The organism is Pseudorhodobacter sp. E13 (assembly GCF_003991405.1).
Classification (GTDB): Bacteria; Pseudomonadota; Alphaproteobacteria; order Rhodobacterales; family Rhodobacteraceae; genus Pseudorhodobacter.
Map to the genome: position 1 here is coordinate 18,693 of NZ_RPEN01000152.1, position 18,844 is coordinate 37,536.

Genomic DNA, 18,844 nt, shown 5'->3' on the forward strand with positions numbered 1-18,844 from the left:
GGAGATGCCCGTGAAAATCGCTGCCGCCGCCTATCCGCTGACCTTTTTCCACAGCTTTGACGACTACCGCGCCAAACTCAGCGCTTGGGTGGCCGAGGCCGCAGGGCAGGGCGCAGAATTGCTGGTGTTCCCCGAATATGGCGCGATGGAATTGGCCAGCCTTGGCGGCCGCAGCGTGGCCGAGGATATAGAGGCCGCCTTGCATGAGGTGGCGCGCCACGGCCCCGCCGTCGATGCGCTGCATTGCGCCTTGGCGGCACAGTATGGCGTGCATATCCTTGGTGCCTCTGCCCCTTGTTTCATTGAAAACCGTCCGGTCAACCGCGCCATCCTTTACGGCCCGCAAGGCATCATCGGGCATCAGGACAAGCAGATCATGACCCGATTTGAACGCGAAACCTGGGATGTGGTCGCGGGCCGGGGCTTGCAGGTGTTTGACACGGCCTTGGGCAAGATCGGCATTGTGATTTGTTATGACAGCGAATTTCCCTTGCTTGCCCGCGCGCTCGTCGATGCGGGGGCCGAGATTTTGCTCGCCCCGTCCTGCACCGACAGTCTGGCAGGGTTCACGCGGGTGCGGGTGGGCTCCATGGCGCGGGCGCTGGAAAATCAATGCATCGTCGTGCATGCGCCCACCGTGGGGGCCTGTGATTTTTGCCCGGCGGTGGATGTGAACATCGGCTCTGCCGCGATCTATGGCCCGCCAGACCGGGGCTTTCCTGCGAATGGCATCTTTGCCGAAACCTCGCTGAACGCGCCCGGTTGGGCCTATGCCGATATCTCTTTGTCCGCCGTGGCTGAGGTGCGGCGCGACGGTGGCGTGCTGAACCATCAGCACTGGGCCGAGCAATGGGACCGCATCGCACCCAACCCCTGACCGATTCGCGACCGATTCGCCTTTGTCCCTGGCAAGGCCGGGGGAGGGGGCTCGATGCCCCCGATCCCGGCTCCCCCTCTTCTGCTTTGCGGCTGTTTCCGGGTTTTTGACACAAGGTTTTTGCCTTTGTGACAAATTTCTCCTGTGCAGTTATGCATAAAAAACAATAAAAATCATGCATTTGTGCGGATTTTGCGCAAGGCAAAGCCCCTGCATTGTCATAAAACCGTTACGTCTTTTTTGCAGGACTGTCACACGCCGCGCTTAGGCATCGGGCAAGCCAAACAGGCTGCCAACAGACAGGAGACTGCCATGAAGACCGCAACGCTGACCTCGGCCCTTGCCATTGCCGCCCTTTCCGCCACTGCCGCCGCGGCACGCGATCAGGTGCAAATAGCCGGGTCCTCTACCGTGCTGCCCTATGCCACTATCGTGGCCGAAGCCTTTGGCGAAAACACCGATTTCCCGACCCCGGTGGTCGAATCCGGTGGCTCCTCGGCAGGGCTGAAGAAGTTCTGCGAAGGCGTGGGCGAAAACACCATCGACGTCGCCAACTCCTCGCGCAAGATCAAGGACAGCGAAGTCGAGGTTTGCACCGCCAATGGCGTGACCGATATTCTGGAAGTGCGCATCGGCTATGACGGTATCGTCTTCGCCTCCGACATCAACGGCAACGCTTTCGCCTTCACCCCCGAAGATTGGTATAAGGCTTTGGCCGCCGAAGTGGTGGTTGATGGCAAGCTGGTTTCCAACCCCTATACCATGTGGAACGAGGTGAACCCCGCGCTGCCCGCTCAGGAAATCATGGCCTTCGTGCCCGGCACCAAGCACGGCACCCGCGAAGTGTTCGAAGAAAAAGTCGTGATCGAAGGCTGCAAGACCTCTGGCGCGGCCGAAGTGGTGAAAGCCGAGCGCGGCGATGAGAAGGCCTGCTCTGCCCTGCGCACCGATGGCCGTTCGGTGGATATTGATGGCGATTACACCGAAACCCTCGCCCGGATCCAAAGCAACACCAACGGGATCGGCGTGTTCGGTCTGTCCTTCTATGAAAACAACACCGACAAGCTGCAAGTGGCGACGATGGGCGGGGTAGTGCCCTCGACCGAAAGCATCGCTTCGGGGGATTACCCGGTGTCGCGCCCGCTGTATTTCTACGTGAAATCCCAGCACATCGGCGTGATCCCCGGCCTGAAGGAATATGCCGAATTCTTCGTCGCGGATGAGCTGGCAGGCCCCGATGGCCCCTTGGCCGCCTATGGCCTCGTGTCTGATCCTGCACTGACGGAAACCCAGGCCGCTGTTGCTGCGGCGGGCATGTAAGCCACTAAAAAGACCGGGCGGCCCAGCGTTTGGGCCGCCTTTCACGTTTCTGACAAGATGGGCCTGTTGATGTCACCCTTACTGATGCTGCTGCTGATGACGGCTTTCGCGATCTTCGGCTATGTGACAGCCAAAGCGCGGGCGGTGCGCCTGTCGGGGGGCGATATTCGCCGTCTGGCCTCGCTTCCGGGGTTTTACGGGCAAAACGCGGCCTATTCGGTGCTGATCCCCGGTTTGGGCGTGTTTCTGGCAGGCTCTTTGCTGACGCGCATCGCTGCGCGCCAAGCCGATACGGGGGTCTGGCAAGATCTGGCGCAGGCGCTGCCCGGCCTCGTGCCCGTTCTGGCCGTGGTGGCCGCTGCGCTTGGGCTGGGTTATGCGCTGCTGCGCACGCAGCCTGCGTTCCGGTCCCGTGTCGCGGCAGAGCGGTGGGTGCTGGGCCTGCTGATCGCCTCGGCCTCGATTGCCATTCTGACCACGGTTGCCATCGTCTTTTCGATGCTGTTCGAGACGGTGAATTTCTTTTCACAATATTCCTGGACAGAGTTCCTGTTCGGCACCACCTGGGCGCCGGATTTTCGCGGCAATTCATCGCTGGGTATTCTGCCCTTGCTTTGGGGCACGCTGTATATCTCGTTTGTGGCGCTGCTGTTTGCGGTGCCGGTCGGGCTGTTTGCCGCGATTTATCTGTCGGAATATGCCGGGCCGAAACTGCGCGGCATCGCCAAGCCGCTGATCGAGATTTTGGCCGGCATCCCCACCATCGTTTACGGCCTCTTTGCGCTTGTGACCGTGGGGCCGATGATCCGCGACTGGCTGGCGCAGCCCTTGGGGCTTGGCACCTCGGGGTCCTCGGTGCTGACGGCGGGGCTGGTGATGGGGGTGATGCTCATCCCCTTCGTGTCTTCGCTGTCGGACGATATCATCAATGCCGTGCCGCAGGCGATGCGCGATGGCAGCCTTGGCCTTGGCGCCACCAAATCCGAAACCATCCGTCAGGTCGTTATCCCCGCCGCTTTGCCCGGGATCGTGGGGGCGGTGCTGCTGGCCACCAGCCGCGCCATTGGCGAGACGATGATCGTGGTGCTGGGGGCCGGGGCCGCCGCTGCCCGCCTCAATGAGGGCATCGGCGAGATGGTGAACCCGTTCGAGGCGATGACCACCGTCACCGTGAAAATCGTGAGCCAGTTGACCGGCGACACCGATTTCGCCGCCCCTGAAACCCTTGTTGCCTTTGCGCTGGGCCTGACGCTGTTTGTCATGACGCTCGGCCTGAATGTGCTGGCGCTTTATATCGTGCGCAAATACCGGGAGCAGTATGAATGACTGACGCAACCGCCGCCGCCGCCGCTTCTACCGCGCCCGCCCCGCGCAAAGGCTCACTTTTGGTGCAGGATGCCCGCACCCGCAAACGCAACGCCGCCGAAAGCCGCTTCAAGGCTTACGGTCTGGCGGCCATCGCTGTGGGCGTGATTGCTCTGGTGATCCTTGTCACCTCGATCCTTGGCAACGGCACCTCGGCCTTTCGCCAGAGCTATATCGCGCTGAACGTGGAGTTGCCGGAGGCAAAGCTGGACAAATCCGGCACCCGCGATCTGGAGGTGATGAAGAAAGTCACCACCCTGACCTATGGCCCCTTGCTGGCCAAGGGTTTGCAAGACGCGGTGGACAGTTTGGGGATCGAGATTGAGGGGCTGACCAAGAAAGACGTCAGCGGGCTGATCTCGCAAGAGGCCGCAGCGCAGTTGCGCGACCGCGTGCTGGCCGACCCCGCGCTGGTGGGGCAAACGGTGCAGATCACCGTGCTCGCCTCGGGCCGGATTGATGGCTATTACAAAGGCCGCACCACGCTGGCCAGCGCCGAGTTGGATAGCAACGTGTCGCCCGCCCAGCTTAAACTGGCCGATGCGCTGAAGCAGAAAGGCCTGCTGACAACCCGCTTCAACGCGGCCTTCCTGACAGCCCCCGACGCCTCGGACCAACGGCCAGAGGCTGCGGGCCTGGGCGTGGCGATCCTTGGCTCGGCCTATATGATGATCGTGGTGCTGGTGCTGGCCCTGCCCATCGGGGTTGCCGCCTCGATCTACCTCGAGGAATTTGCCCCGAAAAACCGCTGGACCGACCTGATCGAGGTGAACATCTCTAACCTCGCCGCCGTGCCGTCGATCGTGTTCGGTATCCTTGGCCTTGCGATCTTCATCAACTTTGCCGGTCTGCGCGCCTCGGCCCCCATTGTGGGCGGGCTGGTGCTGACGCTGATGACCCTGCCGACCATCATCATTTCCACCCGTGCCGCGCTGAAATCGGTGCCGCCTTCCATCCGCGATGCCGCGCTGGGCGTGGGCGCGTCAAAGATGCAGGCGGTGTTTCACCATGTGCTGCCCTTGGCCGCCCCCGGTATCCTGACGGGCACCATCATCGGGCTGGCGCAAGCCTTGGGCGAAACCGCGCCCTTGCTGCTGATCGGTATGGTGGCCTTTGTGCGCGAATACCCTGCCGCCTATAGCGCCACGGATGGGCTGTTTGGCGAACCCTCGACCGCGCTGCCGGTGCAGGTGTATAACTGGACCCAACGCGCCGACCCTGCGTTCTTTGAACGCGCCTCGGGGGCGATTATCGTGTTGCTGGTGTTTTTGCTGATCATGAATGCCGTGGCGATCATCCTGCGCCGCCGCTTTGAACGCCGCTGGTAAGGGGATGCAAATGGACGACCTGCGAATTCTGGAGAGAGATGTGACCACCCAAAGCAACAAGATCACGGCGCGCGGCGTGGATGTGTTTTATGGCGAGGCCCATGCCATCAAATCCGTCGATGTCGATATTCTGGACAAGACCGTGACCGCCTTTATCGGCCCCTCGGGTTGCGGCAAATCCACCTTTCTGCGCTGCCTGAACCGGATGAATGACACGATTGATATCTGCCGCGTCACCGGCGACATCAAACTGGACGGCGAAAATATCTATGACCCAAAGGTCGATTCTGTGCAGTTGCGCGCCAAGGTCGGCATGGTGTTCCAAAAGCCGAACCCCTTTCCCAAGTCAATCTATGACAATGTGGCCTATGGCCCCAAGATCCACGGGCTGACGCGCAACAAGGCCGAACTGGATGAGGTGGTGGAAACCTCGCTGCGCAAAGCCGCCATCTGGAATGAGGTCAAAGACCGCCTGAACGCGCCGGGCACCGGTTTGTCGGGTGGCCAGCAGCAGCGCCTGTGCATCGCGCGGGCCATCGCCACCAGCCCCGAAGTGCTGCTGATGGATGAACCCTGCTCGGCGCTGGACCCCATCGCCACCGCGCAGGTAGAGGAATTGATTGACGAGTTGCGCAGCCAGTTTTCGGTGGTGATCGTCACTCACTCGATGCAGCAAGCTGCCCGCGTCAGCCAGCGCACCGCGTTTTTCCACCTTGGAAGCTTGGTGGAATATGGCGAAACGGGCCAGATTTTCACCGCGCCCAAAGACCCGCGCACCGAAAGCTATATCACGGGCCGGATCGGCTGAGGAAGGGAATGACCATGCAAAACGAACCCCATATTGCCCGCGCCTTTGACCGTGATCTAGAGGCCGTGCAGGCCCTCGTTCTGAAAATGGGCGGGCTGGTGGAGGCGGCGCTGCTGGATGCCGCACTGGCGCTGGAAAGCCGCGATGACGAATTGGCTGCGCGCATCCGTGCCGGTGACAAGGCGATTGACGCGCTGGAAGAACAGATCAACACCGAGGCCGCGCGGATCATCGCGCTGCGCGCGCCGACGGCGGGCGATCTGCGCACGGTGCTGACGGTGATGAAAATCGCAGCCTCGCTGGAACGCTGCGGCGATTACGCCAAGAACCTTGCCAAACGCTCGGTCGTGCTGTCGCAGATGGCCCCGATTGACGGGTCGGCAGGGGCGATCCGGCGGATGGCAAAAGCGGTGCAGATGCAATTGAAAGACGCGCTGGACAGTCTGATCCAGCGCGATGTCGAACTGGCCGCCCATGTGCGCCAGAATGACGCCGAGGTGGACCAGATGTATAACGCGCTGTTCCGCGAATTTCTGACCCATATGATGGAAGACCCGCGCCATATCTCGGCCTGTATGCACCTGCATTTCATCGCCAAGAATATCGAACGCGTGGGCGATCATGCCACCGGGATTGCCGAACAGGTGATCTATCTGGTCACCGGGGCCTTGCCGGATGAGGCGCGGCCCAAGGCCGATATGACCTCGACCGCACCTGCGACCGGGGGGCAGGGCTGATGGCGGCTGAGCAACCCACCGTTCTGCTGGTCGAGGATGAACCTGCCCAACGCGAGGTTCTGGCCTATAACCTTGAGGCCGAAGGCTTTCGGGTGATGCAGGCTGCCGATGGCGAAGAGGCGCTGATGCTGGTGGACGAATCCGCGCCCGATCTGATCGTGCTGGACTGGATGCTGCCGCATGTTTCGGGCATCGAAGTGTGCCGCAGGCTGAAAATGGCTCCCGACACCCGCAATATCGCGATCATCATGCTGTCGGCCCGCGCCGAAGAGGTGGACCGCGTGCGCGGTCTGGAAACCGGCGCGGATGATTATATCATCAAGCCTTATTCGGTGGTGGAACTGATGGCCCGCGTGCGCGCCGCCCTGCGCCGGGTGCGCCCCGCGACCATGGGGCTGGTGCTGGCCTTCGAGGATATCCGGCTGGATACCGAAACCCACCGCGTCTATCGCGGCGACAAGGTGTTGAAACTGGGCCCGACCGAGTTTCGCCTGCTGTCGACCTTCATGGAAAAGCCGGGCCGCGTCTGGGGGCGGGACCAATTGCTCGACCGGGTCTGGGGACGGGATATCTATGTCGATACCCGCACGGTGGATGTGCATATCGGCCGGCTGCGCAAGGCACTTTGCCAGCACGGCGGCGAGGACCCGCTGCGCACCGTGCGCGGCGCGGGCTATGCGCTGGGCTAGGGGTTTGCTGCCCCGATACCCACGGCGCGGGCGTATATTTGCTGTAAGAAGCGGGGGGCTGCGCTGCCCCCCAAGCCTGCCCGGAGGGCGGGCGTATATTTGATGCAAGAGGGGGGGGGCTGCGCTGCCCCCCAAGCCTGCCCGAAGGGCGGGCGTATATTTGCTGTAAGAAGCGGGGGGCTGCGCTGCCCCCCGCACCCCCCGCAGGTATTTGCGCCAAGATGAAGGGGTGGGGTGGCCGGGTTTTATGCGGCGCCCCTTGACCATGGCCTGCCAATCCCCGACATCAGGGGAAGCCTTAGAGGAGCAGGACCATGGCGCAACCGGAGATTTCCGCGACAGAGTTTTTTCAGACCCGCAGGTCGGTGCCGGCCAAGATGTTGGGTCTGCCTGTACCGGACCGCGCGGCGCTGGAGCCGTTGCTGACCGCCGCGATGCGGGTGCCGGATCATGGCAAGCTGGAGCCTTGGCGCTTTTTGGTGCTGGAGCAAGGGGCGATGGCGCGGCTGGCCGCTTTGGCGCAGGCCCGCGCCGCGGCATTGGGGCTGGATGCTGAGCGCACCGCCAAAGGCATGGGCCAGTTTGAGACGGGCCATCTGGCGGTGGTGGTGATTTCGGCGCCCAAACCCTCGGAGAAAATCCCGCAGATCGAGCAGGTCTATTCGGCGGGGGCGGCCTGTTTGTCGCTGCTCAATGCGGCTTTGGCGGCGGGTTGGGGGGCGAATTGGTTGTCGGGCTGGCCCTCGCATGACCGCGCGTTTGTGGCGGAAGGCTTTGGGTTGGCCGAGACGGAAACCGTGGCCGGGATCATTCATATCGGCACGCCGCGCAGCGCGCCACCAGACCGCCCGCGCCCGGACGCATCCACTTTGGTGACATGGGTGCAGGCATGATTTTTTCGGATTTTCTGAAGGCGGTGGGCCAACTTGGCGACAGCCGCTTTCGCCGCGTCATGCTATGGGGCGTAGGGTTGACCCTGCTGCTGTTGGTGGCGGTTTATGCGCTGTTTCTATGGGCCATCCAAAGCTTCACCCCCGAGGTGATCGAGATTCCCTTCGTGGGTCCGGTGGGTGGGCTTGGCACCTTGCTCAGCTGGGGGTCGGCCTTGTTCATGATCGGGTTATCGGTGTTTCTGATGATGCCCGTCGCCTCGGCCTTTACCTCGATGTTTCTGGATGATGTCGCACAGGCGGTGGAGGACAGGCACTACCCCGGCCTGCCGCCTGCGCAAAAGCAGGGCCTTGGCGATGCGGTGATTGATACGCTGAATTTCTTTGCCCTGCTGGTCACGGTGAACGTGCTGGCGTTGATCTTATATGCCTTTGTCGGGCCGTTCATTCCGATGGTGTTCTGGGCGGTGAACGGGCTGTTGCTGGGGCGCGAATATTTCACGCTGGTCGCGTCGCGGCGCATGGGGCGGCAGGCGGCGAAAGCCCTGCGCAAGCGCCATTGGCTGACGGTCTGGTGGGCGGGTGGCTTGATGGCGGCCCCCTTGTCCATCCCGTTGATCAACCTGTTCATTCCGGTGCTGGGGGCGGCCACCTTCACCCATCTGTTCCACCGCCTGAACGCGATGGAACAGCATCGCTGAGGCGGATACACGGACAAACCGCAGCGAAGGGTCAGCCGCCGGTCGACACCGGCGGCATCCGGTGCATCCAGTCAAAATCGCGGACCGAGATCACACCCGACAGGATGATCCCGCACAAGACCGCCCAGATCACCGTGGCGGCAAGGGTTGTGATCCATGCCTTGCGTTTGACCACAAAGCCCGAGGGCGCGCTGGGCGGCGTGCCCGGCACCACCTCGCCCGCATCGCCTTGCGATTTGAAGCGCAGCGGCAGCACCACGAAAAAGGTCATGAACCAGGTCACGGCGAACAGAACGAGGGCGGCGGTGATTGTCATACTTGCTCCAGTTCAACCAGACAGCCGTTGAAATCCTTGGGGTGCAGGAACAGAACCGGCTTGCCATGCGCGCCGATTTTCGGCTCTCCGCTGCCCAGCACCCGCGCGCCTGCCGCTTTCAGCTTGTCGCGCGCGGCAAGAATGTCATCGACCTCATAGCAGATATGGTGGATGCCGCCTGCCGGGTTCTTTTCCAGAAACCCGTTGATCGGGGAGTTTTCGCCCAAAGGATACAGCAGTTCGATCTTGGTATTGGGCAGGGTGATGAACACCACCGTGACCCCATGGTCCGGTTCATCCTGCGCCGGGCCGACATTGGCCCCCAAAGTGCCGCGATACTGCGCCGCTGCGGCCTCCAGGTCGGGCACGGCAATGGCAACATGGTTCAGGCGTCCGATCATCCTCATCTCTCCCAATGGTCTTTGGCGCTATATGCGGCGCAAGGCCGGGCAGGGCAAGGGGACGCGCCGCCGCAGGCGGGTTTCGGCGGTGATTTGCGGGCAGGTCCGGGGCGGCATTTACCAGACATTAGCGAATTTCGGCGTCAACTGGGGGGGAACCCTCTGCCAGGTGGAATCATCATGCCGCACTCCTCTGCCCAATCCATGCCCGAAGGGCCGGGTTTTACCCCGGTCAGCCTGCGCAATGCCTTGCCGCTGGCCAATGTCACCGTGCTGGCGGTGGAGGATAGCCGCTTCGCGTCTGAGGCGCTGCGCCTGCTGTGTCAGCGCAGCGGGGCGCGGTTGCGGCGGGTGGAAACCATGGCGGCGGCGCGGCGGCATCTGGCCGTCTATCGCCCCGATGTGGTGCTGGTGGATCTGGGCTTGCCGGATGGCAGCGGGCTGGACCTGATCCGCGATATCACCCGCCCCGGCGCGCTGGATGCGGTGGTGCTGGCCATCAGCGGCGATCCGGGGCTGTGGTCGGCGGCCGTGCGGGCTGGGGCGGCAGGCTTTCTGGAAAAACCGCTGGAGACGTTGGAAGGCTTTCAGCAGGTTCTGTTGTCGCATCTGAAAGGTCAGCCGCGCAGCCCCTTGCCGCAGGGCCTGTCGCCCATCCGGCCCGACCGTCAGGCGCTGCATGATGATCTGGTGCATGCCGCCTCGGTGCTGGAGGCGGGGGCGCTGGGAACGCGGCGCTATATCGCGGATTTCGTGCAGGGCATCGCGCGCAGTTGCCATGACAGTGATCTGCAAGGGGCTGCCGCCGCCGCCGCCACCTCTGCCGCCGCGAAAGAGGGGTTGAGCCGCCTTCTGGCCCAACGCATCAGCGGCACGCCCGACCCGTTTGTTCAGGCGGCAACCAAGAAAGGATAGGGCAGCAAGCGATCTTCACACAAGCAAGGGGCGCGCCGATCAGCGCCGCTGCATCGGGTCATCATTGGCGCGCACAAGGCCCGTCAGGTCGCTCAAGCGTTCGCGCTGCTTGCCCGTGGCATCGAAATTGGACGGGGCAAGCCATGCCAGAAACGCCTCGCGCAGGGCGGGCCATTCGCTGTCGATCACGGAAAACCACGCCGTATCGCGGTTGCGGCCCTTGACCACCGCCGCCTGCCGGAACACGCCTTCATAGGAAAAGCCAAGCCGTTGCGCAGCGCGGCGGGATGCCATGTTGGCCGCGTTGCATTTCCATTCATACCGGCGATAGCCCGCATCAAAGGCCCATTGCATCATCAGAAACATCGCCTCGGTCGCCAGACGTGATTTCTGCAATTCCGGGCTGATGCAGATATGCCCGACCTCGATCGACCCTGCGTTGGGCGTGATCCGCAGGTAACTTGCCAGCCCGCCGCATTGCCCGGTCGCCAGATTGCGCAGCACAAAGAAATGCGGATCGCTGTGCGCGGCCATATCCTTGGCCCAGCGGTGATAGGCGGCGGCCGAGGTGAAGGGACCATAGGGCATGTAATCCCACAGGCTGTCATGGCCGCTGAAGGCGCGATGCAGGTCGGCAGCATGGTGGTCGGCGTCCAGACGCTCCAACCGGATCTGCGTGCCGATCATCGGGGCATCCGTGGGGCCAGCGGGCGGCACCCAGCGCGTAAGGTCTTTTTCCATGCGGGGCCTTTTTGCCTGTGTTTGTGCAACGGTTATGCGGCGGGCAAGCTGCGCCGACAAGGGTGTTTCGCCAAACCGCGCGCCGCTACAGGATCAAACCGGGGTTCGGCCCCATTTCCAGCCCCGGAAACACCGCGCCTTCCAGCGTCGCAACCTCCAGCCCGTAAAGCCCGCGCATGGCCCAGGCCGCCCAGGCCCGCACATCCGAAGTGGGCATCAGATCGCGCCGATCATACAGCGCGGCCTCCGACAGGCCGGGCCAGGGGCCAAAGACGTGCCCCCCGCGCAAGGCCCCCCCGGCCATCACCATCAGCCCCCCGGTGCCATGATCGGTGCCGCCGCTGCCATTCTGCCGCGCGGTGCGCCCGAATTCGGTCATCGCCAGCAAGGTCGTGCGGCCCCAGACTTCGGCCCCCAGTTGCGCCTGCATCCGCAAAATGATCCGCTGCAAGCGCGACAAGGGCCGCCCGATGGCATTGTTCTGCCCGCGATGCGTATCCCACCCCGAAAGCGAGAAAGCCGCGATCCGCGTCGCCGCCCGCAGCCGCCCGGCGGCAAAATCAACCAGCGTATCCACATCCGGCCAAGGCCGGTCATCGCCCGGACCAAAGGGGCCTTTTTCGGCCCCGCGCGCATCGGCTTTGCGCGCCTCGCGCCCCGAAAGCTCTGCCGACAGGGTCATCGCCTCGGCCCCGGCATCGCGGAACAGATCATCATCGTGATAGATGTGATCCAGCAGCAAATGGCTTTGCGCCGACAGCACCAGATTGACCTCGGGCGTCCAGTTGCGGCTGGGGCCGGGGCCTGCCAGCAGCGGCAAAGCCTCGCGCCCCACGGCATAGGCGGTTTCGGCCCGCAGCCCCGGCACCGCCTGCAACATCCGGTTCAACCAGCCATCGCGCTGCGCCCCGATCGCCACATCCATGCCCGTGCCGGATTCCAGCAAGGTCTGGCCGTCAAAATGGCTGCGCTTGTCGCGGTAAGGGGTCGATGTGGCATGCACGAAACCAAGCTGCCCGGCCTGCCACAACCCCTGCAACCCGCCCAGGCCCGGATGCAGCGCGAAAGGCCCGGTCAGCCCGATCTGGCTGGGGATATGCGCAGGGCGCAGCGCGGCAAAATCGGGGTCGCCCAAGGGCTGCACCACGTCCAGCCCATCCATGCCGCCGCGCAGGATCACCACGATCAGGCGGTTTTCGCCCAGCCCCGTGCCTTGCGCCAGCGTCACCGTGGTCAGCAGCGGATGCGCCGCCGCCGAACAGCCAACCGCTGTCAAACCTTTCAGGAAATCGCGCCGCTCCATGCCCTACCTCCGATTGAACGCGGGCGAGGCCAGCACCAGCCCCACACCTTCGCGGATCGATTCCGCCCGTGCGGCGGCCCAGATCAGCCGCTCATCCGCCGCCGAGCCCAAGGCCGTTTGCACAAAACCCGGCGGGTCCGGCATCGGCGTGACCAACCGCCCCGGCACCTCCATCGCCCAAGCGATGCGCGCGCCAAGGCCCTGCGGGGTGATCCAGGCCTCCTGACTTTCGGGCCAGCCATCGGGGCCGTTCGGCTTTTCCCAGTCTTGCCCCATCAAGGCCATGGGCCGCAGCAACATGCGCAAAAACGGGCCGCGCGCCATTTTGCGCATTTCATCCCCCGTCATCCCCAGCGCACGCAAGGCGGCCAAAAGGAAATCAACGGGTTGGCGGGCCTTGTGCAGCACCGGCTCCCATGCGGCGGGGTGGTTCAGCATGGCGCCATAGACCACATCCAGCGCGCCGCCGCTGTCGCGGTATGCCGCCGTCATGGCCGCCACCAACGCGGGGTCGGGGCTGTCGGCCACGAAATGCGTGGCAAGCTTGCGGGCAATATGCGCCGCCGTGGCCGGGTGCCGGGCCAAATCGCGTAGCACCGCCTTGATCGGCTCCACCCCGTCGCCGTCATAGGTTTTGCCCAGCACGGTTTCGGCCCCCGGCTCGGCGCGTTCGGGACGAAACAGAAACCCTTCGCGTGCGGTGGCGTCCAACCCGGTCAGCAGCAAGGCCATCTGCCGCACATCGGCCTGCCCATAGCCCGCCCCGACGCCCAGACTGTGCAACTCGATCACCTCGCGCGCCAGATTTTCGTTCAGCCCCCGATTGCGGCGCTGCCCGAAGGGCGATCCCGGCCCGACCGAGGCGACCTGATCCAGATAAGACAGCATCGCGGGATGCAAGGTCGCCGCGATCAGCATATCCTCGAACCGGCCTGTCAGATGCGGGCGCACCGCATCATGCACCAGCGTGCCGGGCAGGGGGCGTTCAGGCGCGTTGCGGGCCTTGGTGGTGAAATGGTCGGCCCAAAACCCCGTCAGCCGTTCACGAAACGCATCCGGCGCGTCCAGCGCGCGGGCAAAGCGGGCGCGGGTGGCGCTTTCCGACATGGCGGCCGCCGCGCGCACCGCCGCTTGATAGGTTTTGCGGTCATCGGGGTTTTGGCGCAACATCTTGCGGGCATCCGCCGCCTGCGCCAGCACGGGCAGCGCATCGGTAAACCCGAATGTCGGATGCCGCGCGGCCATTTCATCAGGGCCTGCCAGTGCCGCCAGCATATCCGCAGGCCCTCCCATGGCGGCGCGCGGCGGGCCATAGCCAAAGCGGATGGCAGCAAGGGTGGCTTTGTCGATCACGTCACATCATCCTTGGGCCGGGCACATCATCCCGCAACATCGCCCCAGCGTAACCGATTCCCCCCGCGCTTCCACGCCTTTTCCCGTGCCTTCGGCGGTTTGGCGCTGCCCCGACAGCTGCCGCGCCCGGCGCTGAAAGAATCGCTGCGGCCCGCCGCCGCAGGGCAATCTTCACAGGCCAAAAGCGCGCAATTTTCAAAAACCTACTGCGCATCAGGCAAACCGCCTGAAAAAATGGGCAGAATCCCCCAATATTCCCGCATTTGCGGGCAAATCATCACAATGAAAGGGAGACGGTTGCAAATTGCCTGACATTTCGCTTTAGTCAAAGGCAACAAGAGCGCAGGTCACCTGCCGGAACGATCAGGGAGATAAGGGTGGTTAAACAACCCCAGAACGACGGTTTCGTCGTGTTCGATCATGTGCAAAAAAGCTATGACGGTGAAACGCTCGTCGTCAAAGATCTGAACCTGTCCATTGGCAAAGGCGAATTTCTGACGATGCTGGGGCCGTCCGGGTCTGGCAAAACCACCTGCCTGATGATGCTGGCCGGGTTCGAAACCGCCACCAGCGGCGATATCCGCCTTGATGGCCGCCCGATCAACTCGGTTCCGCCGCATAAACGCGGCATCGGGATGGTGTTCCAGAACTACGCGCTGTTTCCGCATATGACGGTGGGCGAAAACCTTGCCTTCCCGCTGGAAGTGCGCGGCATGGGCAAGGATGAACGCGAAACCAAGATCAAACGCGCGCTGGATATGGTGCAGATGTATGATTTCATCAACCGCCGCCCAGCCCAGCTTTCGGGTGGGCAGCAGCAGCGCATCGCCCTTGCGCGGGCATTGGTGTTTGATCCCAGCCTTGTGTTGATGGATGAACCCCTGGGCGCGCTGGACAAGCAATTGCGCGAACATATGCAGTTTGAAATCAAGCACCTGCATGAAAGCCTTGGCATCACCGTGGTCTATGTGACCCACGATCAGGGCGAGGCGCTGACCATGTCGGACCGTGTTGCCGTGTTCAATGATGGCCGCATCCAGCAACTCGCCCCCCCGGATGAACTGTATGAACGCCCCGACAACGCCTTTGTCGCGCAGTTCATCGGTGAAAATAACAAACTGGAAGGCGTGATCGAAACGATCAACGGCGCCGAGGCCGAAGTGCGCCTTGGCACCGGGGAATTGATCGCCGCAACGCCTGTCAATGTCAGCAAGAAGGGCGAGAAGGTGCTTGTCTCCATCCGCCCCGAGCGGGTCGAATTCAAGCCCGAGATGATGCCCCCCGGCGCGCATATGATCGACGCCGAGGTGATGGAATTCATCTATATGGGCGATTTGTTCCGCACCCGTTTGCGCGTGGCAGGTCACGACGATTTCGTGATCAAGTCGCGCAACACCCAAGGGCAAACCATGCTGCGCCCCGGTGAAAAGATTAAGATTGGTTGGTCGCCCGCAGATGCGCGCGCCTTGCAACCTTAAGCCTTTTTGATCCTGCGGCGGGGTTCGCCCCTGCTGTGGGATCAAAAAACAAAAAACGTTCAACAAGGAGAAGAGCCTATGAAGAAACTACTTATCCTGTCCACCGCGCTGAGCACCTTCGCTTTCGCAGCTTCCGCGCAAGAAGTCGTGCTGATGTCCTGGGGCGGCGCTTATGGCAAAAGCCAGACCGAAGCCTATCTGAAGCCGTTCACCGCCGAAACCGGCATCAAGACCACGATGGTTGACGCCGACAATCCGGCCACCCCGGTCAAAGCCATGGTTGAGGCAAACAACGTCACCGTTGACGTGGTCGACATCGAATATGCCGATGCAATCCGCCTGTGCGACGAAGGCCTGCTGGAGCCGCTGGACCCCGCAATCCTGCCCCCCGGCGATGATGGCACCCCGGCGATGGATGACTTCCTGCCCGGCGCTGTGACCGATTGCTCGGTTGCGACGATCGTGTTCTCGACCATGTATGCCTATGACACCACCAAATTCCCGAACGGTGGGCCGAAAACCATGGCCGATTTCTTCAACACCGAAGCCTTCCCCGGCAAGCGCGGCATGCGCAAAGGCGCCAAGGCAAACCTTGAAATGGCGTTGATGGCGGATGGCGTTCCGGCGGCAGAAGTCTATGAAGTTCTGGCCACCCCGGAAGGCGTGGACCGTGCTTTCGCCATGATGGACAAGATCAAGGCAGACACCGTCTGGTGGGAAGCCGGCGCGCAGCCTCCGCAACTGCTGGCCGATGGCGAAGTGGTGATGTCGACCGCCTATAACGGCCGTATCTTTGCCGCTGCTGTGTCCGAAGGTAAGCCCTTCGAATCCGTCTGGGACGGTCAGGTCTATGAATATGACGTTCTGGCCATTCCGAAGGGTGCAAAGAACCTCGAAGCGGCAACGCAGTTCCTGGCCTATGCCACCGGCACCCAGCGTCTGGCCGATCAGGCGAAATACATCTCTTACGGTCCGGCACGCAAATCTTCGGGTCCGTTGGTTGGTCTGTATGAGGACGGCAAAACCGAGATGGGCCCCTACATGCCCACCGCTGCTGCCAACCTGACCAACGCTCTGGCCTCGGATTTCGAATTCTGGGCTGACCGCGACACCCAGTTGAACGAGCGTTTCAACTCCTGGCTGCTGAACTAAGCTGCCCATCCGAAGGGGCGCAGCACTTGCGCCCCTTCACCCCAAAGCCCCGACAGAGGGCGACAAGAACGACCCAACCGACAGGACCAAAACCGCCATGGCCGCCACTGATACACAGCCAGACGACCCCCAAGTGTTGCGCACCGTCGATGGTGTGCCGCTGAAAACCGCGCTGGCCGTGGCCTCGCGCCGCGCCCGTATCCGGGCCTTCTTTCTGGTGGTGCCGCTTCTGGTCTTTATCCTGCTGACCTTTGCCGTGCCAATCGGGCAAATGCTGTCGCGCTCTTTCACCGATGATAAATTCTCGGCCAATATGGTCGAACTGGGCAAATGGTTTGATGCCAATGGCAAGGCCGCACCGGATGAGGCCGCCTATGCCGCCCTCGCCGCCGATCTGAAAACCGCTTCCGAAGAAAAAACCGCCGGCAATATCGGCACGCGGATCAACTATGAACTGCCGGGCACGCGCTCGCTGTTCACCTCGGCCGCCCGCAAGGCCAAAGACCTGGAGCCGCCCTTCAAAGAGGCGATCCTCGCGCTTGACCCGCAATGGGCGCGCGCCGATCTCTGGGCCGCCATGCGCTCTGCCTCCGCCGCCGCCACGCTGAACTTCTACCAAGCCGCCTTGGACCGCCAGATCGGGGCCGATGGCAATTTCGAAGCGGCGCCGGAAAATGTGCAGATCTATGTCAAACTGTTCATCCGCACCTTTGTAATGTCGGTGGTGATCACCGGGCTGTGCCTGCTTCTGGGCTTTCCGGTTGCGCATTTGCTGGCTGTGCTGCCACTGCGCCACGCCAGCCTGCTGATGATCCTTGTGCTGCTGCCCTTCTGGACCTCGCTTCTGGTGCGCACGACAAGCTGGATGGTGCTGCTGCAAAGCCAAGGCGTTGTGAACGATCTTCTGGTCGCGCTTGGCGTCATCACGACCGACGGCCGCCTTGAAATGATGTATAACCAAACCGGCACGATCATCGCGATGACGCATATCCTGCTGCCCTTCATGATCCTGCCGCTCTACTCGGTGATGAAAACAATCCCGCCCAGCTATGCCCGCGCCGCGCGCAGCCTTGGCGCGACAAGCTGGACAACCTTCCGCCGCATCTACCTGCCGCAAACCGTGTCCGGCATCGGGGCAGGGGGTATTTTGTGCTTCATCCTAGCGGTTGGCTATTACATCACACCGGCCTTGGTCGGTGGCGCGGATGGCACGCTGATTTCCAACCAGATCGCCTTCCACATGCAAAAATCGCTGAACTGGTCACTGGCCGCAGCACTCGCCGCTATGCTCTTGGCCGCCGTGCTGATCCTATATTGGGCCTATGACCGCTTGGTCGGCATCGACAACATGAAGCTGGGGTAATCGACACATGGCACTTCCCATCTACGCGGACCCGCTGGAACGCATCTGGTATTACAGCTACCGGGTGATCTGCGCGCTGATCTTCATCTTCCTGATCGCGCCGATCCTGATCATCATGCCGCTCTCCTTCAACGTAGAGCCGTATTTTACCTTCACCCCGGAAATGCTGCGGCTGGACCCGGACGGCTATTCAATGCGCTGGTATGACAATCTGCTGACCTTCGGCATGGCAGCCCCCGATGCGCTGCGCGATGGCAGCTGGTGGGCAGACGCCTGGGCCAATGCGAAATGGATTCAGGCCGCCAAGAACTCCATCATCGTCGGCTTCTTTTCCACCATCGTGGCGACCGTGCTGGGCACCATCGCCGCCATGGGCCTCAGCCGCCCCGAAATGCCGTTCCGCAAGCTGATCATGGCGATCCTGATCTCGCCCATGATCGTGCCGATCATCATCACCGCAACCGGCCTGTTCTTCTTTTACTCCGATATCGGCTTGTCCGGCACCTATTTCGGCCTCGTAATGGCGCATGCCACCTTGGGCATCCCCTTCGTCATCATCACCGTGACCGCCACGATGATGGGCTTTGACCGCAGCCTGATCCGCGCGGCGCAAAACATGGGCGCAGGGCCGGTGACCACCTTCTTCAAGGTGCAATTGCCGCTGATCACACCGGGGGTCGTCTCGGGCGCGCTCTTTGCTTTCGTCACCTCCTTTGACGAAGTGGTCGTGGTGCTCTTCGTCGGCAGCCACGAACAGCAAACCATCCCGCGCCAGATGTGGAACGGCATCCGCGAACAGATCAGCCCCTCCATCCTTGCCGTGGCGACGATCCTCGTGATCTTCTCGATCTGCCTGCTGACCGTGGTGGAACTGCTGCGCCGCCGCTCCGAACGCCTGCGCGGCGTCACGCCGGCCTGATACCGCTGCTGCGGCGGGGCAAAGGCGACACGCGCCAAAGCCCCGCCCAATCCCCTTGCGCGCCCCCGGCATCATCTTGGCCAAAATACCTCCGCCGGAGGCTCCGCCCCCTGCCACATCCCACCATGATCGGCTGCGTCGCGCAGGTTAACAAACCTCTAATTTTTCTGACGCTTTGATTGAAAATC

At 62.6% G+C, this 18,844-nt stretch carries 19 protein-coding genes; 14 read left to right on the plus strand and 5 right to left on the minus strand.

The features are described from left to right. Positions 1-10 precede the first annotated feature (10 nt). The 9 genes from EGN72_RS07175 to EGN72_RS07215 all read left to right on the plus strand — a co-directional run bounded on the left by EGN72_RS07175 (position 11) and on the right by EGN72_RS07215 (position 8,715). A complete protein-coding gene (locus EGN72_RS07175; RefSeq protein WP_127046020.1) occupies positions 11-877 on the plus strand; it encodes a carbon-nitrogen hydrolase family protein in 867 nt (288 codons plus the stop codon). A 312-nt stretch (positions 878-1,189) separates the two neighbouring features. Beyond that, positions 1,190-2,197: a substrate-binding domain-containing protein gene (locus EGN72_RS07180; RefSeq protein ID WP_127046022.1), complete on the plus strand. Its 1,008-nt coding sequence runs from the start codon at positions 1,190-1,192 to the stop codon at positions 2,195-2,197. 57 nt (positions 2,198-2,254) lie between these two features. Beyond that, positions 2,255-3,523 (plus strand): phosphate ABC transporter permease subunit PstC, encoded by a 1,269-nt coding sequence (pstC, locus tag EGN72_RS07185; protein WP_127046024.1) that lies wholly within the window; start codon positions 2,255-2,257, stop codon positions 3,521-3,523. Further along, positions 3,520-4,890 (plus strand): phosphate ABC transporter permease PstA, encoded by a 1,371-nt coding sequence (gene pstA, locus EGN72_RS07190; RefSeq protein ID WP_127046026.1) that lies wholly within the window; start codon positions 3,520-3,522, stop codon positions 4,888-4,890. The genes pstC and pstA overlap by 4 nt, the downstream gene beginning before the upstream one ends. Before the next feature lie 10 nt (positions 4,891-4,900). Next, the gene (gene pstB / locus EGN72_RS07195) at positions 4,901-5,698 is read left to right on the plus strand and encodes a phosphate ABC transporter ATP-binding protein PstB (RefSeq protein WP_127046028.1); all 798 of its coding nucleotides are present in this window, start codon (positions 4,901-4,903) and stop codon (positions 5,696-5,698) included. Between the two features lie 14 nt (positions 5,699-5,712). Continuing rightward, positions 5,713-6,435 (plus strand): phosphate signaling complex protein PhoU, encoded by a 723-nt coding sequence (phoU, locus tag EGN72_RS07200; protein WP_127046030.1) that lies wholly within the window; start codon positions 5,713-5,715, stop codon positions 6,433-6,435. Beyond that, positions 6,435-7,124, plus strand: coding sequence for a phosphate regulon transcriptional regulator PhoB (phoB, locus tag EGN72_RS07205; protein ID WP_199743722.1), 690 nt, complete (start codon positions 6,435-6,437; stop codon positions 7,122-7,124). The genes phoU and phoB overlap by 1 nt, the downstream gene beginning before the upstream one ends. A 314-nt stretch (positions 7,125-7,438) precedes the next feature. Then, positions 7,439-8,017 carry a nitroreductase family protein gene (locus tag EGN72_RS07210; protein WP_127046034.1) on the plus strand — a complete coding sequence of 193 codons (579 nt, stop codon included), beginning with the start codon at positions 7,439-7,441 and terminating at the stop codon, positions 8,015-8,017. Next, positions 8,014-8,715, plus strand: coding sequence for an EI24 domain-containing protein (locus tag EGN72_RS07215; protein WP_127046036.1), 702 nt, complete (start codon positions 8,014-8,016; stop codon positions 8,713-8,715). Before EGN72_RS07210 ends, EGN72_RS07215 begins: the two co-directional genes overlap by 4 nt. Positions 8,716-8,746: 31 nt before the next feature. Here the strand turns inward: EGN72_RS07215 and EGN72_RS07220 are convergent, their stop codons facing one another. Together EGN72_RS07220 and mce are read right to left on the minus strand one after the other, a co-directional pair. Then, positions 8,747-9,031 (minus strand): DUF1467 family protein, encoded by a 285-nt coding sequence (locus tag EGN72_RS07220; protein WP_127046038.1) that lies wholly within the window; start codon positions 9,029-9,031, stop codon positions 8,747-8,749. Next, entirely contained in the window at positions 9,028-9,432 is a 405-nt protein-coding gene (gene mce / locus EGN72_RS07225) for a methylmalonyl-CoA epimerase (protein ID WP_127046041.1), read from the minus strand. The genes EGN72_RS07220 and mce overlap by 4 nt, the downstream gene beginning before the upstream one ends. Positions 9,433-9,612: 180 nt before the next feature. Between mce and EGN72_RS07230 the strand changes: the two genes are divergently transcribed. Then, complete coding sequence (locus EGN72_RS07230; RefSeq protein WP_127046044.1) at positions 9,613-10,347, plus strand: response regulator; 735 nt, start codon at positions 9,613-9,615, stop codon at positions 10,345-10,347. Between the two features lie 39 nt (positions 10,348-10,386). Here the strand turns inward: EGN72_RS07230 and EGN72_RS07235 are convergent, their stop codons facing one another. The 3 genes from EGN72_RS07235 to EGN72_RS07245 all read right to left on the minus strand — a co-directional run bounded on the left by EGN72_RS07235 (position 10,387) and on the right by EGN72_RS07245 (position 13,744). Next, the gene (locus EGN72_RS07235) at positions 10,387-11,034 is read right to left on the minus strand and encodes a GNAT family N-acetyltransferase (protein WP_233587076.1); all 648 of its coding nucleotides are present in this window, start codon (positions 11,032-11,034) and stop codon (positions 10,387-10,389) included. 139 nt (positions 11,035-11,173) lie between these two features. Further along, positions 11,174-12,391: a DUF1501 domain-containing protein gene (locus EGN72_RS07240; protein WP_127046048.1), complete on the minus strand. Its 1,218-nt coding sequence runs from the start codon at positions 12,389-12,391 to the stop codon at positions 11,174-11,176. A 3-nt stretch (positions 12,392-12,394) separates the two neighbouring features. Beyond that, on the minus strand, positions 12,395-13,744 hold the full coding sequence (locus tag EGN72_RS07245) for a DUF1800 family protein (protein ID WP_233587067.1): 1,350 nt from the start codon (positions 13,742-13,744) through the stop codon (positions 12,395-12,397). 377 nt (positions 13,745-14,121) lie between these two features. Between EGN72_RS07245 and EGN72_RS07250 the strand changes: the two genes are divergently transcribed. From EGN72_RS07250 to EGN72_RS07265, 4 genes are all read left to right on the plus strand, one after another. Next, positions 14,122-15,222, plus strand: a complete 1,101-nt coding sequence (locus EGN72_RS07250) for an ABC transporter ATP-binding protein (RefSeq protein WP_127046050.1) — start codon at positions 14,122-14,124, stop codon at positions 15,220-15,222. Positions 15,223-15,300: 78 nt separating this feature from the next. Beyond that, positions 15,301-16,374, plus strand: coding sequence for an ABC transporter substrate-binding protein (locus EGN72_RS07255; protein ID WP_127046052.1), 1,074 nt, complete (start codon positions 15,301-15,303; stop codon positions 16,372-16,374). Between the two features lie 97 nt (positions 16,375-16,471). After that, positions 16,472-17,737 (plus strand): ABC transporter permease, encoded by a 1,266-nt coding sequence (locus EGN72_RS07260; RefSeq protein ID WP_127046055.1) that lies wholly within the window; start codon positions 16,472-16,474, stop codon positions 17,735-17,737. Between the two features lie 7 nt (positions 17,738-17,744). Continuing rightward, the gene (locus EGN72_RS07265) at positions 17,745-18,656 is read left to right on the plus strand and encodes an ABC transporter permease (RefSeq protein WP_127046057.1); all 912 of its coding nucleotides are present in this window, start codon (positions 17,745-17,747) and stop codon (positions 18,654-18,656) included. Positions 18,657-18,844 lie beyond the last annotated feature (188 nt).

Excerpts from the sequence above, each read along its gene's own strand:
- pstC (WP_127046024.1), top strand. The coding sequence starts at position 2,255 with ATGGGCCTGTTGATGTCACCCTTACTGATGCTGCTGCTGATGACGGCT.
- pstB (WP_127046028.1), top strand. The coding sequence starts at position 4,901 with ATGGACGACCTGCGAATTCTGGAGAGAGATGTGACCACCCAAAGCAAC.
- phoB (WP_199743722.1), top strand. The coding sequence starts at position 6,435 with ATGGCGGCTGAGCAACCCACCGTTCTGCTGGTCGAGGATGAACCTGCC.
- mce (WP_127046041.1), bottom strand. The coding sequence starts at position 9,432 with ATGATCGGACGCCTGAACCATGTTGCCATTGCCGTGCCCGACCTGGAG.
- EGN72_RS07210 (WP_127046034.1), top strand. The coding sequence starts at position 7,439 with ATGGCGCAACCGGAGATTTCCGCGACAGAGTTTTTTCAGACCCGCAGG.
- EGN72_RS07240 (WP_127046048.1), bottom strand. The coding sequence starts at position 12,391 with ATGGAGCGGCGCGATTTCCTGAAAGGTTTGACAGCGGTTGGCTGTTCG.
- phoU (WP_127046030.1), top strand. The coding sequence starts at position 5,713 with ATGCAAAACGAACCCCATATTGCCCGCGCCTTTGACCGTGATCTAGAG.
- EGN72_RS07215 (WP_127046036.1), top strand. The coding sequence starts at position 8,014 with ATGATTTTTTCGGATTTTCTGAAGGCGGTGGGCCAACTTGGCGACAGC.
- EGN72_RS07260 (WP_127046055.1), top strand. The coding sequence starts at position 16,472 with ATGGCCGCCACTGATACACAGCCAGACGACCCCCAAGTGTTGCGCACC.
- EGN72_RS07265 (WP_127046057.1), top strand. The coding sequence starts at position 17,745 with ATGGCACTTCCCATCTACGCGGACCCGCTGGAACGCATCTGGTATTAC.
- pstA (WP_127046026.1), top strand. The coding sequence starts at position 3,520 with ATGACTGACGCAACCGCCGCCGCCGCCGCTTCTACCGCGCCCGCCCCG.
- EGN72_RS07255 (WP_127046052.1), top strand. The coding sequence starts at position 15,301 with ATGAAGAAACTACTTATCCTGTCCACCGCGCTGAGCACCTTCGCTTTC.
- EGN72_RS07220 (WP_127046038.1), bottom strand. The coding sequence starts at position 9,031 with ATGACAATCACCGCCGCCCTCGTTCTGTTCGCCGTGACCTGGTTCATG.
- EGN72_RS07180 (WP_127046022.1), top strand. The coding sequence starts at position 1,190 with ATGAAGACCGCAACGCTGACCTCGGCCCTTGCCATTGCCGCCCTTTCC.
- EGN72_RS07230 (WP_127046044.1), top strand. The coding sequence starts at position 9,613 with ATGCCGCACTCCTCTGCCCAATCCATGCCCGAAGGGCCGGGTTTTACC.
- EGN72_RS07235 (WP_233587076.1), bottom strand. The coding sequence starts at position 11,034 with ATGATCGGCACGCAGATCCGGTTGGAGCGTCTGGACGCCGACCACCAT.